Source organism: Streptomyces sp. NPDC046900 (genome assembly GCF_040644975.1).
Classification (GTDB): Bacteria; Actinomycetota; Actinomycetes; order Streptomycetales; family Streptomycetaceae; genus Streptomyces.
On the sequence record NZ_JBEYXD010000139.1, the window covers coordinates 1 to 14,341 of the forward strand.

The window sequence follows — 14,341 nt, forward strand, 5'->3', positions numbered from 1 at the left end:
CTCGGCCCCTGAGGAGCCGAGCGGCGGCCAGGACGCTCAGTCCGTGAGGAGCCGGGCGGGGTCCAGGACGACCGGAAGGCTCTCCAGACCCCGGAACGCGGGGAAGGGGACCTTGAGCCAGTCGGCCTCCCCGGGCGGTACGGCGAGCTCGACGGTCGGGTACTTCCCGAAGAGTGTCGACAACGCGATCCGCATCTCCATCCGGGCCAGCGGGGCGCCGAGGCAGTAGTGCGGGCCGCTGCCGAAGCCGAGATGGGCACTTTGCAGCCCCGGCCGCTTCACGTCGAAGGTGTCGGGCGACTCGAACCTCTCCGGGTCGCGGTTCGCGGAGGCCACCGCGACCTGGACGAGGGCTCCCTTGGGAATGAGGGTGTCGCGCATGGCGATGTCTTCGAGCGCGTGCCGGAACGTCGCGTTCTCCACCGAGCCCTCGTAGCGGATGACCTCCTCGATCGCGTTCGGGAGGAGCTCCGGGTCGGCCATGACCTCCCGCAGCTGGTCGCGATGGCTCAACAGATTGAACACCGCATTGCCGATGAGGTAGGCGGTCGTCTTGTGGCCGGCGAAGAGCAGCACCCACAGGGTGGACAGCAACTCCCCGTCGTTCATGGCGCCTTGCTCGTCCTGCGTCCGGATGAGATCGCTGAGGAGATCGTCGGAGGCCTTGGCGCGCTTGCGCGCGATGATCTCGACGAAGTAGTCGCGCAGCGCCCCCTCGGCCACGGCCAGCTTTTCCTTGTCCGCCTTGCTGAACCCGGTGCGCGCCACCACGGCGCACAACTTCTGGACCTCCTCGCGCTCGTCATCGGGAATTCCGATGAGCTCACAGATCACGATGAGCGGCAGCGGGAAGGCGAAGGAGGGCAGCAGGTCGACGGGTCCCTCGGTGGAGCATTTCGCCAGCAGTTCGTCGGTGATCTGCTGAATACGGGGACGCAGCGACTCGATACGGCGCGGAGTAAAAGCGCTGTTGACGATGCGGCGCAGCCGGGTGTGCTTGGGAGGGTCGGAGAAAAGCATGTTGTCGTCGAGTGCGACGGACGAGTCACCGAAAATGGTGTGGTAGGCGTCGATGGCCGCGTACATGTCCTTGCTGATACGCGGATCGGTCAGGGCGGCCTTCGCGTCGTCGTACCGCGTGATCAGGTAGGTCTCGACCCCGTGCGGGGGAGAGATGGGGCAGACCGGGGCCGACTCACGCAGGCGCTCGTACACCGGGTAGGGGTTGGCGCGATAGTCCGCCGATCCGCGCGAGGCTTTCGAGACCGCCTCCGCTGTCGCGTCCGCTGTTTCCCGTTCATCGAGCTGAGTCATTCGTCCGGCCTTTCTCAAGGTTCCCGCCCACCCGCGGGACAGCACATGTGCGAAGTTCGATCCAGCCCTCCCCGGTCGGCTCCCGCCCGTAAACGTGATTCCCCCACTCGCGCGTTCTCCGCCCGTCGGATGCCGATCCGCCGCCGGTCGCACCACATGCGCGCATCGGAATTTCCGCTGTTCAGGTGATCACTGAATATCGCCGGGCCAGGCATGGCAAAAGACATGGGGCGAGCCAAGGACAACCGCGGCCGCCGCGTCACCAAGTGGCCGCGTCACAACGATGCCGACCCCGGAGGAGAACACGCGATGAACGATCGCGGCAGCGACTACGTGCCCGTCCTGATCGTGGGGGGCTCACTCGTGGGCTTGTCCGCCTCGGTCTTCCTCGGACGCCTCGGCATCCAGCACCGCGTCGTGGAACGCCATGCGGCCACATCGGCCCATCCACGCGGCCGTGGCAACAACATGCGCACGATGGAACTGTTCCGGACGGCGGGTCTTGAGCCGCAGATCCGCAAAGCCGCCGCAGTGCTGTCCAAGAACCACGGAATCCTGCAGGTGGACACCCTGCACAGCGGGAACCGCCGATGGCTTTCGGCGCGGATCACGGGCAAGGCGCCCGAGGCCGACGTGTGCTCGACGCTCCGCTGCGCCTGCAGCCAGAACGACTTGGAGCCCGTACTCCTCGACGGCGCGCGCATGCTCGGCGGAGACGTGCGCTTCGGCATGGAACTGCTGTCCTTCACCCAGGACGACGACGGGGTGCACTCCGTTCTGCAGGACAGGGAAACCGGCGATACCCACACCGTGCATTCGGACTTCCTTCTCGCCGCCGACGGCCCCCGCAGCCCCGTGCGCGAGCGGCTCGGGATCGAGCACTCCGGCTCGGGCGATCTGTTCCACAACGTCAGCGTCACGTTCCGCAGCAAGCGGCTGCGCGAAGTGTCGGGTGACGAGCACTTCGTGGTCTGTTACGTCACCGACCCCTCGGGTGAGGGCGTGCTGCTGCCGGTGGACAACGAGGAGCAGTGGGTCTTCCATGTGCCCTGGTTCCCCGAGCGCGGACAGACACTGGAGCACTTCACCGACATCCGGATCAGCGAGCACATCCGGGCGGCCGCCGGAGTGCGCGATCTGGACGTCGAGATCACGGGCAAGGCGCCGTGGCACGCGGCCGACCGGGTGGCGAACAGCTACCAGGACGGACGGGTGTTCCTCATCGGCGACTCCGCACACGAAATGCCGCCCACCGGCGCCTTCGGTTCGAACACCGGCATCCAGGACGCGCACAACCTCGCCTGGAAGGTCGCGGCGGTGCTCCGCGGCTGGGCGGACGTGAAGCTGCTGGAGAGCTATGAGGCGGAACGCCGGCCGGTCGCACAGGCGACCAGCTCGCGGGCGACCCTGCAGGCGGCCCGTGAGCAGCATCCCGGGTACTCCGCCCGGACCGCGTCGAACGACACCGCGGATCTGATGACGGTGGCGCTCGGGTACCGCTACGCCTCCGCGGCGGTGGTCGGCGCCGATGTGGAAGAACCCGTCATCCCGGACTTCCTGTGCCTGCGTGCCGACCCCGGAACCCGCGCACCCCATATGTGGGTCACCCACAACGGGACGAACGTTTCGACCGTCGACCTGTACGAGCGCTCTTTCGTGATGCTCTGCGGGAGCAGCGACTGGCGGACCGCCGCCCGCGGTGCGGGTGCGCGACTCAACGTTCCGCTCGACATCTACGCCATCGGCGCCGGCGCGGAGTTCGACCTGGACACCGGAGACGGACCCGACTGGGCATCGGTGCACGGCACGACCCCGGACGGCGCGGTCCTCGTACGGCCGGACGGGTTCGTCGCCTGGCGCACCGACGGCGAGCCGAAGGACATGGAGAAGGAACTGACGTACGTGCTGCGCCGAATCCTCGGGCGTTGAGCGAACACCGCCTCAAAGCCCCGGGCTTTCCGGCGCGACCACAGGAATGGGACCCCGCATGACATCACTGCAGACGGCGGCAGGCGCGGCCCGGGTGGCCGGTGCGGAGATCGGTGAGCCGGCGGGCGGCGACGCACGCCGGGCGCGGGTGGACGTGCACCACCACTACACCGCGCCCGAGTGGATGGACTGGGCGGAAGGGCAGGGCATCGTCCAGCGCGGGAAACTGCCCCCGTGGACCCGCTGGGACGTCGACAGCGCGCTGGCGTTGATGGACGGCGCGGGCATCCGTACCAGCGTGCTCACCGTCGCCATGCTGGGACGCCTGCAGGACCCGGAGCTGCGCAAGGAGAGCGCCCGGGTGGCCCTGCAGGCCGCCAGTGACCTCACCCGGAGCCACCCCGGCCGCTTCGCGTTCTACACCCCTGTCTTCCTCGAGAGCCCCGACCTGTCGATCTGGTCGGTCCGGCACGGCATGGACGACCTCGGGGCGGTCGGCGTCAGCGCGCGGACCAGCGTCAACGGCGTCCACCTCGGCCACGCCTCGCAGGACAGGATTCTCGCCGAACTGAACGACCGCTCCGCCGTGATCAGCACCCACCCGATGGAGGTCCGGCCGGGGGGTGCGGAGCTGGAAGGCGTCCCGCCGTTCCTGTGCGACTTCCTGATGGACACGACACGCGCGGCGATCAGTCTCATCATCAACGGCACCCTGGACCGTTTCCCGGATCTCACCTTCATCCTGCCGCACGGAGGCGGGTTCCTGCCCTACATCGCAAGCCGCATCGAGGTGTTCAGCGACCATCTGATGCCGAAGGTGGATCACGCCCGGATCCGCGACTACCTGCATCGTTTCTACTACGACACGGCCGGCCCCATGTCCCCGTCGGCCACGCCGACTCTGCTGGCCGCCGTGGACCCTTCCCGGATCCTCTACGGCAGCGACTGGCCCCCCACCCCGGCCCATCTGGTCACGGGCGTCACCGCGCCCGCGCTGGACAACGACCCCGCTCTCGACGAGGTCCAGCGCCGCCGTATCAACCGCGACAACGCCTGCCGGCTGCTGCCGGCCCTGGCCGCGGGCCACCGCGGGCCGGCCTAGCGGGGCCGCCGGCCCGAGGGGCGCGCATCGGCGTGTTCCTCAGCGTCGCAGAAAGTCCGCGAGACCCTCCAGGAGCCGGTCGACGTCCGCCGAGTCGTTGTAGGGCGCGAGCCCGATACGGAGTCCGCCGGTGTCGCCGAGCCCGAGGCTCCGTGAGGCCTCGGGCGCGTAGAAGGATCCGGCAGGCGCGTGGATGCCGCGTTCCGCCAGGAAGCGGTAGGCGTCCGCCGTGTCCTGGCCTTCGAAGGTCAGCAGCAGGGTCGGGGTGCGGTCGGCCGCCCGGGAGTGCACCGTGACCCGGGCGAGCACGGAAAGCCCCTTGTCGATCTGAGCGCGCAGGGTGTCCTCGTGCTCTTCGAGCGCGCGGAAGGCGGAGGCCAGGCGTTCTCGGCGGGTGCCGGTGGCATCGGCGTCCAGACCGGCCAGGAAGTCGACCGCGGCGCGCGTACCGGCCAGCAACTCGTAGGGCAGCGTGCCCAGTTCGAAGCGCTCGGGTACCGCGTCGCCGGAGGCCGCCAGCTTGTCGGGGTGCACGGTTTCCAGCAGTTCGGGCCGGGCGGCGAGGACACCGTGGTGCGGTCCGAGGAATTTGTAGGGCGAGCAGACGAAGAAGTCCGCGCCAAGACGCGCGATGTCCACCAGGGAGTGGGCGGTGTAGTGGACACCGTCGACGTAGAGCAGGGCGCCGGCGTCGTGGACCAGACGGGAGATCGCGGCGATCGGGGGCCGGGTCCCGATCAGGTTGGAGGCGGCCGTGACGGCGACGAGCCGGGTGCGTTCACCGAGGACCGAGGCGATGTGCTCGGGGGTCAGTTCTCCCGTCCGGGGGTCGAAGTCGGCCCACCGGACGGTCGCGCCGGACTGTTCCGCGGCCTGGATCCAGGGGCGGACGTTGGAGTCGTGGTCGAGGCGGGTGACGACCACCTCGTCGCCGGGCGACCAGGTCTTGGCCAGGGCGCGGGAGAAGTCGTAGGTGAGCTGGGTGGCGCTGCGCCCGAAGACGATTCCGGACGGGTCCGCGCCCAGCAGATCGGCCATGGCCTCGCGGCTGCCGGCCACGATGGCCTCGGCGTTGCGCTCTCCCACGGTCAGCCGGCCCCGGTTCGAGAGAGGCTGCGCGAACGCGTCGGTGATGGCCCGGATGACGGGCTCGGGGGTCTGGGTGCCTCCGGGCCCGTCGAAGTGGACGCTGCCGGTGGCCAGGGCGGGGAACTGCGCACGGATGCCGGTGATGTCGTAGTGCACGAGGGGCTCCTGTCCTGTCCTGGGCTGGGGTCGGGCGAGCGGTGGGCGGTAGGCGGTCACGGACGTCGGTGCCGGGCCATTCGCCGCAGTGCCCGCGCCAGAGACGGTAGCCGAGGGCACCGACGACAGGGGTGGCGGCCGTCAGGAGGCGGCCGGCAGGCCCCCGCGTACAAGGTCCGCCGGGCGGCCCGGAGGTGGTGTGCGGCGGTCTCCCGCTCGTGCGGCGGACCGCCGCGCCCTCGATCCGGACGGGCTATCCCGGTACGGGCGGACCCGGATCACAGCACCTTGCGGTGGACCAGGGTGGCGAGCACCAGCGTCCCTGGCAGCAGGGGCAGCCAGACCGTCAGGACGCGATAGCCGATCACGCCGGCCGTGGCCAGCTCCATCGGTGCGCCGTAGGCGACCAGGGCGAACACCGTCGCCGCGTCCACGGGGCCGATGCCGCCCGGCGCCGGCACGGCCCCGACGGCGGTGCTCGCGGCGAGGAACGCGAAGATCACCTGCGTCCACGGCAGCCCCATGCCCATTGAGGACCCGACCGAGGCGATCACACACGCCTGGAACACCGGGGCGATCGCGGACCCGCCCCACAGGGCGAGCACCCGGCTGGGCCGGGTGTGCAGAATCCGTGCGTCGGTCAGAGCGGTGCGCGCGAAGGACAATGCCGGGCGGCGCAGCGGGCGTACGACCGTGAGCAGTACGGCGACGGCCGCGACACCGATCACCGCGATCCCGGCGGCGAGCAGCAGCGTCCTGGTGTCCGGGAGGAGTCGGCCGAGCTGCAGCGTCCTGGGGAACGCCACGACGAAGAAGAGGAGCACGGCCGTCTTCGCGATCGGCTTCACCAGTGAGTACAGGGCCAGCGAGGCGGTGGCCCGGGCGAACGGGATACCGCGGCCCTGCAGGAAGCGCAGGGTGACGGCATGGGCTCCGATGCTCGCCGGCAGCACATGGTTCGCCGCGCCGGCGGCGAACTGGGAGGCGAGCAGCGGCCCGGGTGGGAGCTTCTCCGGCACGGCTCCCTGGCGGACGCACGCGGCGGTCACCCAGCCCAGGCAGGTGAAGAAGACCCCGGCCAGCAGCCACCAGGGGTCGGCGGAGGCCAGCCGGGCGGTGCCGCCGCGCACGGCACGCCAGTCGGCGGCGGCCCACGCACCGATCAGCAGGAGCGGGAGCAGGGTCAGCACCCGGCGGGCCAGGCGCGCGAGGGAGGGGCTACGGACGGGGGCGGGGAGCGGCCCGGGGAGCTCTTCGAGCGGGAGCAGGGACACGGCGCACAAGGTCCTTCCGCGTCGCACCCGCGTGATACGCGGCGGACGGAATACAAGCCGAGGCAGGGGGGACGGCGGAAACCTTCCCGGCCGGTGTGACCGTACGGTGTCCGGCAGTCGAAGGCGCGTCGTCCGGCGGGCGACACCGCGGCCGGGGGTTTCGCGGTGAACAGCTCCTGACCCCGGAACCCCGGAACCCCGGAACCCCGTCCCGCCGGTCACGGGCCGCCTGGGTCCGGGCCCGGTGATGGGCACACCAGTCGCGGCGCATCCCGGCGGGAGAGCCCCAGCTGGGTGGCGGCTGTCAGCGCAGGGACCGGTGCGTAAGGGACGGGCGGCGGGCCGACTGGCCGGCCTGGGCGGGCCCCTGACCGCCGGTGACGGCCTCGCGGCGCACCACGACCAGCGCCGCGTCGTCCTGGAAGGTGCCGCCGCAGTACGCGACGATGTCTTTGCGGAGACGAAGAATGAGATCGCTCGGGGTGTCCGCGTCCTTCCAGGCCGACAGTCGCTCGTCGAGCGGATAGAAGCGGTCGGCCGAGTCGCGCGCCTCGGAGACCCCGTCGGTGTAGAGCACCATCATGTCGCCGGGTGCGAAGGGGAAGGTGTCCACGCTTCCGCCCGGGGCCCCCGGCAGGCACATGCCGAGGGGGAGCGCGTGCTGGCCCGGCGCCAGGGCGGCGACCCGTCCGGCGTGCAGCCGCAGCGGCGGCGGGTGCCCGCAGTTGAGGATGTGGACCTCGGGTACCTCGTCCGGGATGTCGATGAGAGCGGCGGTGATGAAGGACTCGTCCGCGTCGGTGCCTTGCCTGCCCGGCTGGGACAGACTCCAGCACAGCGTCGCCTCGATCTCGCTCCGCAGCGCGGGGAGGCTCGGTTCGTGGTGAGCCGCGCTGCGGAAGGCGCCCAGTACCAGGGCCGCGTCCTCGATGGCGGGCAGGCCCTTGCCGCGGGCGTCTCCGATGAGCAGACGCGTCCCGCTCCTGGTGCGAACGGCGGCGTACAGGTCGCCGCCGATGCGTGCCTCCTCCGTGGCCGCACGATAGGCGCTGGCGATACGCAGCACACCCATCTGGTCGGGCAGGGGCTGCAGTACGACCTGCTGGGCGGCTTCGGCCACCGACCGCACCTGTTTGAGTTTCGCGCTGTGCCGTTCACGCAGCCGGCAGAAGAGCACGGTGAAGGCGCCGATCACGATCAGGGAGATGAGCTGGGTCTCGTGGTTGGAGGTGAGAACGCTGTTGCGGATCAGGGAGATGGCCATGAGCGCCGCCACGGCGAGGGCCGCGATGAGTGCGGTGAGCCGGGAGCCGCCGAACGAGGCGGTGAGTGCGGGCGCGACCACGAGCAGTGGTCCCAGATGGATGTCCTGCGGCGCCAGGACATCGGCGATCGTGATCGCCACGATCAACGCGATCGGGATGGCCACGAGTCCCCGGTTCGACTGCCACGACCAGCGGATACCTCCGTCAGGCAAAAGCCGCATATCTCTTGCATACACCCGGGCGTCGCCCGCGGATACTCGGCCGGTGCGCGGACGGGGAGCCAGGGAGCCCGCCGCAGGAGGGGACGGCCACGGACGTGCCGGCGTCGTGTGGGACCCGTCGGCACGTCCGGCCCCCGTCGAACCGGTCTCAGCCGGCTCGGGCGGCTCGGCCCGGGGACCGCCGGGGGAGGGCGACGCGAACGCGTCGCACGCACCTCACTTGGCGACGGGCGGGGCGAGCACTCCGTTGTGCCTCAGCAAGGCGTAGCCGATGCCGATGCCCGCGGCCACCGGCCACTCCAGGGCGCCGATCACCGCCAGCGCCCCGAGGCCCGCGTACAGCGGCAGGCCGCCTTTGGCCGGCAATACGCGGCGGGCGGTCTCCACGGGCACGGCCGCGGCGTCGACCGCACGGCCGGCCGCCTCGCCGAGGGGTGGGACGGTGATGGTGATCTGCTTGCCGGATGCGGTGGTGGATCTCTTCTTGGGCGCTTTCGCGGCCCGCGGAGTGGCGGGCCGCTGTGTCGTCTTCGTCCTCGAGGCGGGGCGCGTGGCGCTCCCGTTCCGGGTGGCCGGGCGTTTCGCAGCGGTCTTCGGCGTGGTCACGGTTCACATCCGTTCGTGGGTCCGGGACTTCGCCCCCCAACGAGGCACAAGCTACCTGTGGGGAATTGAGGCTGCGAGCCAGGAATCCATTCGGCTCAGCACGCCGCGCGAGCCCGCCCGTACCGGGTCAGGATGATCGCCATCGAACCGGGGGACCGCCGCTCGGGAGGTGCCACCCAGATGTCGTTGCTGTCCGGAGTACGTCTACCGCTGCCGTTCGCCGTGCCACTGAGCGGGTTCCTGGCGGGCGGAGTGGCCGCCGGTGTGCGCGGTGCGTCCGACATGGCCGCCATGCTGCTCGGGCTGGAGCGACGCGATGTGTGGTCCCGCCAGGGGCGCTGCCATATCGAGGTGCGGGGAGTCCGGGGCCCCGGCGGCACATGGGTGTCACATGCGGTGGAGCACGCGCTCGAGCAGCATCCCGGCGTGCTGTGGGCCCGGGTGAACGCACCGGCGGAGCGGGTCGTGGTGCAGTTGGCCTCGCCCCCGCCGCCCCAGCAGGAGCTGATCCGGATCATCGCCCGTGCCGAGTCGCACGGGGTCGGCGCCGGGGAGTCGGGCACGGTCGACCGGTGGTGCCCCGAGCCCCACCATCCGTCCGAGGGGCCGAGCAGGCGGCCGACGCTTCCGGTCCTGATCGCCGACGTCGCGGGTCTCCTGCTCACGGTGGCCACACGGGTGTCGCCCTGGACGCCCCTGCCGGCCGAGGCGGGTGCGCTGGCCACGGCGGTCCAGTACCACCCGTGGCTGCGCAGGGTGGCACTGGCGGGCGTCGCCAGGCGGGAGGGCACGGGTGGGCCGGTCGTTCCCGTCGTCAACGCCTTCGTCCAGGGCATGGCCACCCGCGGCGGAGGACTGGTGCTCGACGTCGCGCAGCGCATGGCGCAGTGGCGCGAGGCGAACGCCGAGCTCGATGCGTGGGTGGAGGCTGAACCCCGGCTCGTGCGGGGGCCGCAGGACGCGCAGGCCGAGCCGATCGTGGTGGAACGGCCCGAGGCACATGAGGACGTGACGGCGCGCTACGCCAGACGGGCGATGGGGACGGGCGCCGCGATCGGCGCCCTGGCCACCCCGTACGCGGGACCGCGGCGCGCCCTGGCGGTGGCGCTGGCCAGCATGCCGAAGGCACCGGAGGCCGGCCGGGAGGGCTTCGCCACGAGCCTCGGCCGGTTCCTCGCGCTGCGCGGCGTCGTGGCGATGGACCGCAGCGCGCTGCGCCGCCTGGGCCAGGTGGACACCGTGCTCCTCGACGTGGACGTACTGCGTGGCGGCCGGTACGAACTGACCGGACTGGAGGTGCTCGGCGGCGCCGGGACGGAAGAGGTCTCCGACCCGCTGTTCGCCCTGTTCGATCCGGCGGCGCCCGCGCGGGTCCGCAGCGACGGCGAAGGCTGGGCGCTCGGCCCCCTGGAGGACCTGGACCTGACCGGCCGCACCGGGCGGCAGGCCGCGGACCGGTTGCGCAGCCGGGGCAGCGAGCTGGTTCTGGGCCTCGCCCGCCGGCGCCGGCTGATGGCCGTGGCGGGGGTGGCGATGAAGACGCTTCCGGGCGCGCAGGCCCTGGCGGCGGCGGCCCGCCGCTCGGGCCTGCGGGTGGTCCTCGCCAGCGACCAGCCCTCCCCGGAGCTCGGCTTCGTGGACGCGATGGTGCCCGGGGACGGCCACCTGGTGGCGTCGGTGCGCGCGCTGCAGGCGGACGGTGCGGTGGTGCTCCTGGTGTCGGGCAACCGCCGGGCCCTCGGGGCGTCCGACTGCGGTATCGGAGTCCACCGCGAAGGGGAGCCGCCGGCCTGGGGCGCACATCTGCTGGTCGGTACCGACCTGGACTCGGTCGCGCTGATCATGACCGGAGTCGGCGTGGCCCGCCAGGTCGACCGGGACAGTGCGGTGCTGGCCGCGAGCGGCAGCGGCATCGGCGCGGTCGCGGCGATGCGGGCACCGGCGTCCGAGGCGTGCTCGCGCGGACAGGCGGCGTGCAACACCGCGGGCGGGATCGCGTTCTGCATAGGCGTCTGGCGTGCCCGGCGGCTGTACTCGCATCCCATCACCCCGTCCGTGGAGACCGTGCCGTGGCACCTGATGCCGCCCGCGCGGGTCCTCGAACGGTTGCGTACGAGCATCGACGGGCTCCCTGCCGAGGAGGCCGCGGCGCGGGCGAAGGGCGACTCGACCGGGGGAGCGGCGCCGCGCACCACGCTGCCCTCGGCGTTCGTCGAGGAACTCGCCAACCCGCTGACCCCGGTGCTCGCCGGCGGGGCGGCCCTGGCCGCCGCGGTGGGCTCGCGGGCGGACGCCGCGCTGGTCGCCTCGATCACCGCCATGTCCGCGCTGGTCGGCGGCTTCCAGCGGGTCAGGACCGAGCGCGCCCTCGCGGAGCTGACCGCCCGCTCGGCGGTCGGCGCGCGGGTGCGGCGCGGCGGTGGCGAGCGGCTCGTCACCGCCGAGGACCTGGTGCCCGGTGACGTCATCCTGCTGCGGCCCGAGGACGTGGTTCCCGCCGACTGCCGTCTGCTGGAGGCCGCGGGCCTCGAGGTCGACGAGTCGTCGCTGACCGGCGAGTCGCTGCCCGTGGCCAAGGACCCGGCCCCGGTGGTCGCCGCGCAGCTCCCCGAGCGCAGCTCGATGCTCTACGAGGGCACCACCGTCTCCGCCGGGGAGGCGGTGGCCGTGGTCGTGGCGACCGGAGCGGCCACCGAGGTCGGGCGGACCATGGCCAGCGCACGGGAGGCCGCACCGGCCACCGGGGTCGAGGCGCGGCTGTCGTCGCTCACCAGGGCCAGCCTGCCGGTGGCCGCGGCCTCCGCGGTGGCGGTGGTCGGCGCCGGACTGCTGCACGGACGCCCGCTCGCACAGAGCCTGGCCTCGGCGGTGAACCTGGCCGTCGCATCGGTCCCCGAAGGTCTGCCCTTCCTGGTCAACGCGGCCCAGCTGGCCTCCGCGCGCCGCCTGGCCGACCACGGCGCGCTGGTCCGCAACCCGCGGACCATCGAGGCGCTCGGCCGGGCCGATGTGCTGTGCTTCGACAAGACCGGCACCCTCACCGAGGGCGATCTCCAACTCGCCGCCGTCAGCGACGGAACCCGCACCCTCTCCCTCGACCGGCTCGGCCCGCCGCACGAGGCGATCCTGGCCGCCGCGCTGCGTGCCACCCCCGCCGCCCGGCAGTCCGCGCCCATGGCGCACCAGACCGACCGGGCGGTGGACATAGGCGCCCGCACGGCAGGGGTGTCCGTCAGCCGCGACGCCCCCCGCTGGGAGCGCACGGACACCCTGCCCTTCGACCCGTCCCGCGCCTACCACGCCACAGCGGGCCGCACCGCGGGTACCGACCTGCTCAGCATCAAGGGCGCCCCGGAGGTCGTGCTGGCCCGCTGCGCGCGTCGGCGCCTGAACGGGACCGAGACCGCGCTCGACGCCGCCGGGCGCAGGGCCCTCACAGCGGCCACCGAGGAACTCGCCGGGGCCGGCAAGCGGGTCCTCGCCGTGGCCGAACGGACCATGCTCCCGGACGAGGAGCTCACCGACGACGTCGTGCAGGACCTGGTCTTCGCCGGTTTCGTCGTCCTGGCCGACCCGGTGCGGCCCGGTGCGGCCCCGGCCACCGCCCGGTTGCGCGCGGCCGGCGTGCACACGGTCCTGCTCACCGGGGACCACGCCGCGACCGCCGAGGCCATCGCGGCCTCCGTCACCGGTGACCCCGAGCAGACCGTCTGCACCGGACCGGAGTTGGACGAACTCGACGACGAGTCGCTCGACGTGCTGCTGCCGAAGGTGGACGTGATCGCCCGGTGCACCCCGCGCCACAAGGTCCGTATCGTGCAGGCGTACCAGCGACTGGGCAGGGTCGTGGCCATGACCGGCGACGGCGCCAACGACGCCCCCGCCATCCGCCTCGCCGACGTCGGCATCGCCCTGGGGCGGCGCGGCACCCCCGCGGCCACGGCCGCCGCCGATCTGGTGATCGGTGACGACCGACTGGAGACGATCGTCACCGCCCTGACCGAGGGCCGGGCGATGTGGACCTCGGTCAGGACCGCGCTGGCCATCCTGCTCGGCGGCAACCTGGGCGAGGTCACCTTCAGCGTGCTGGCCTCCGCCGTGGTCGGCAGTTCACCGCTGAGCGCCCGGCAGATCATGCTGGTCAACCTGCTCACCGACCTTGCTCCCGCGCTGTCCATCGCGGTACGCACACCCGCCGAGAGCACCGGGGAACAACTGCTCGAGGAAGGTCCCCACCACTCGCTGGGCACCGCGCTGACCCAGGAGATGCTGCAGCGCGGGCTCACCACGGCCCTCGGTGCGGGGCTGGCCTGGACGGCCGCCCGCTTCACCGGCACGCAACGCCGGGCCGCCACGGTGGCGCTGGTGGCGGTGGTCGGTACCCAGCTCGCACAGACCCTCATCAGCGGCGGCGCGGACCGCCAGGTGCTCGCCGCCACCGTCGGCTCGGCCGGCTTGCTCGTCGGCATCGTCCAGACGCCGGGCGTCAGCCAGTTCTTCGGATCCACCCCGCTGGGACCCGTCGCCTGGGGCATCTCCCTGTCCGCGATCACCACCGCCACGCTGCTGCACGCGGGCCTGCGGCCGCTCGCCTGCCGGCTGGCCGGTTCGGCCTGGCTGCCCTCGGGAGACGAGCAGACCGAAGGAGACGGGGAGCGGGCGCCGCTGCCGTCGGCCGCGGCCGCCCTGGTCGCCGTACCGGCCGGCTGGCTGACCTCGACCCTGTCCCGCCTCGGCCTCCAGGCACCGGACCTCGACCTCACCTAGTCGGTGACCGGAACCCGCGGAGACCGATCCGGGCCTGAGGCGCAGCCCGGCCGGTCCGCACGGACGAAGGCCTGAGGCTCGGCACAGCGGTCCGTACGGACGAAGGCCTGAGGCTCGGCGCGGCGGGCCCGACGAAGGGCCCGACCGGCCCAACGAACGGACACGGCGGGCGGGGAGCTTCCGGGTGGGTGGGTCTTGGCGCACGGCGACGGGACGGGGATGTCGGGGCCCCATGGCGACCAGGCGGGGCTGCCGGCTTGGTGGGCTTGGCGCGTGGCGGCGGGCCCGACGATCGTCCCGCCTGACCGGACGAACGGACATAGCGGGCGGGGCTGCGGGGTGAGTGGCCTTGGCATACGGCGTCCGGGCGGGGCTGCCGGGTCGGTGGGTTTGGCGCACGGTGGTGGGTTTGGCGCGCGGCGATCGGGCAGGGCTGCTGCTCGGTGGGCTTGGCGCACGGCGGCGGCTTCGTGCATGGCGACCAGGCGGGGCTGGGAGCCGGCGGCTTGGCGCGAGCCCCTACACGCACCGGCCGGCCGCTCAGCTCGGTCATGGTCCGCCGTACCGGCGGCGGGTACCGCGGGCGCGCACGCGGCCGGGCCGCGCAGCTGACTGCGC

At 72.5% G+C, this 14,341-nt stretch carries 8 protein-coding genes; 3 read left to right on the forward strand and 5 right to left on the reverse strand.

Going from position 1 to position 14,341, the window contains the following annotated elements; all coding sequences use genetic code 11:
• Positions 1 to 36 precede the first annotated feature (36 nt).
• Positions 37 to 1,314 carry a cytochrome P450 gene (locus ABZ904_RS47805; protein ID WP_359396063.1) on the reverse strand — a complete coding sequence of 426 codons (1,278 nt, stop codon included), beginning with the start codon at positions 1,312 to 1,314 and terminating at the stop codon, positions 37 to 39.
• A gap of 309 nt (positions 1,315 to 1,623) precedes the next feature.
• Here ABZ904_RS47805 and ABZ904_RS47810 point away from each other — a divergent pair, with 309 nt between their 5' ends.
• Complete coding sequence (locus ABZ904_RS47810; protein ID WP_359396065.1) at positions 1,624 to 3,243, forward strand: FAD-dependent monooxygenase; 1,620 nt, start codon at positions 1,624 to 1,626, stop codon at positions 3,241 to 3,243.
• Positions 3,244 to 3,301: 58 nt separating this feature from the next.
• Positions 3,302 to 4,345, forward strand: coding sequence for an amidohydrolase family protein (locus ABZ904_RS47815; RefSeq protein ID WP_359396067.1), 1,044 nt, complete (start codon positions 3,302 to 3,304; stop codon positions 4,343 to 4,345).
• A 39-nt stretch (positions 4,346 to 4,384) separates the two neighbouring features.
• Here the strand turns inward: ABZ904_RS47815 and ABZ904_RS47820 are convergent, their stop codons facing one another.
• From ABZ904_RS47820 to ABZ904_RS47835, 4 genes are all read right to left on the reverse strand, one after another.
• Positions 4,385 to 5,590 carry a cysteine desulfurase-like protein gene (locus ABZ904_RS47820; protein WP_359396069.1) on the reverse strand — a complete coding sequence of 402 codons (1,206 nt, stop codon included), beginning with the start codon at positions 5,588 to 5,590 and terminating at the stop codon, positions 4,385 to 4,387.
• Positions 5,591 to 5,868: 278 nt separating this feature from the next.
• The gene (locus tag ABZ904_RS47825; RefSeq protein ID WP_359396071.1) at positions 5,869 to 6,864 is read right to left on the reverse strand and encodes a lysylphosphatidylglycerol synthase transmembrane domain-containing protein; all 996 of its coding nucleotides are present in this window, start codon (positions 6,862 to 6,864) and stop codon (positions 5,869 to 5,871) included.
• Positions 6,865 to 7,168: 304 nt separating this feature from the next.
• Positions 7,169 to 8,350 (reverse strand): PP2C family protein-serine/threonine phosphatase, encoded by a 1,182-nt coding sequence (locus ABZ904_RS47830; protein ID WP_361830413.1) that lies wholly within the window; start codon positions 8,348 to 8,350, stop codon positions 7,169 to 7,171.
• A 216-nt stretch (positions 8,351 to 8,566) separates the two neighbouring features.
• Positions 8,567 to 8,956, reverse strand: coding sequence for a hypothetical protein (locus ABZ904_RS47835; protein WP_361830415.1), 390 nt, complete (start codon positions 8,954 to 8,956; stop codon positions 8,567 to 8,569).
• A 132-nt stretch (positions 8,957 to 9,088) separates the two neighbouring features.
• Between ABZ904_RS47835 and ABZ904_RS47840 the strand changes: the two genes are divergently transcribed.
• Positions 9,089 to 13,723 carry a cation-translocating P-type ATPase gene (locus tag ABZ904_RS47840; RefSeq protein WP_361830417.1) on the forward strand — a complete coding sequence of 1,545 codons (4,635 nt, stop codon included), beginning with the start codon at positions 9,089 to 9,091 and terminating at the stop codon, positions 13,721 to 13,723.
• Positions 13,724 to 14,341 lie beyond the last annotated feature (618 nt).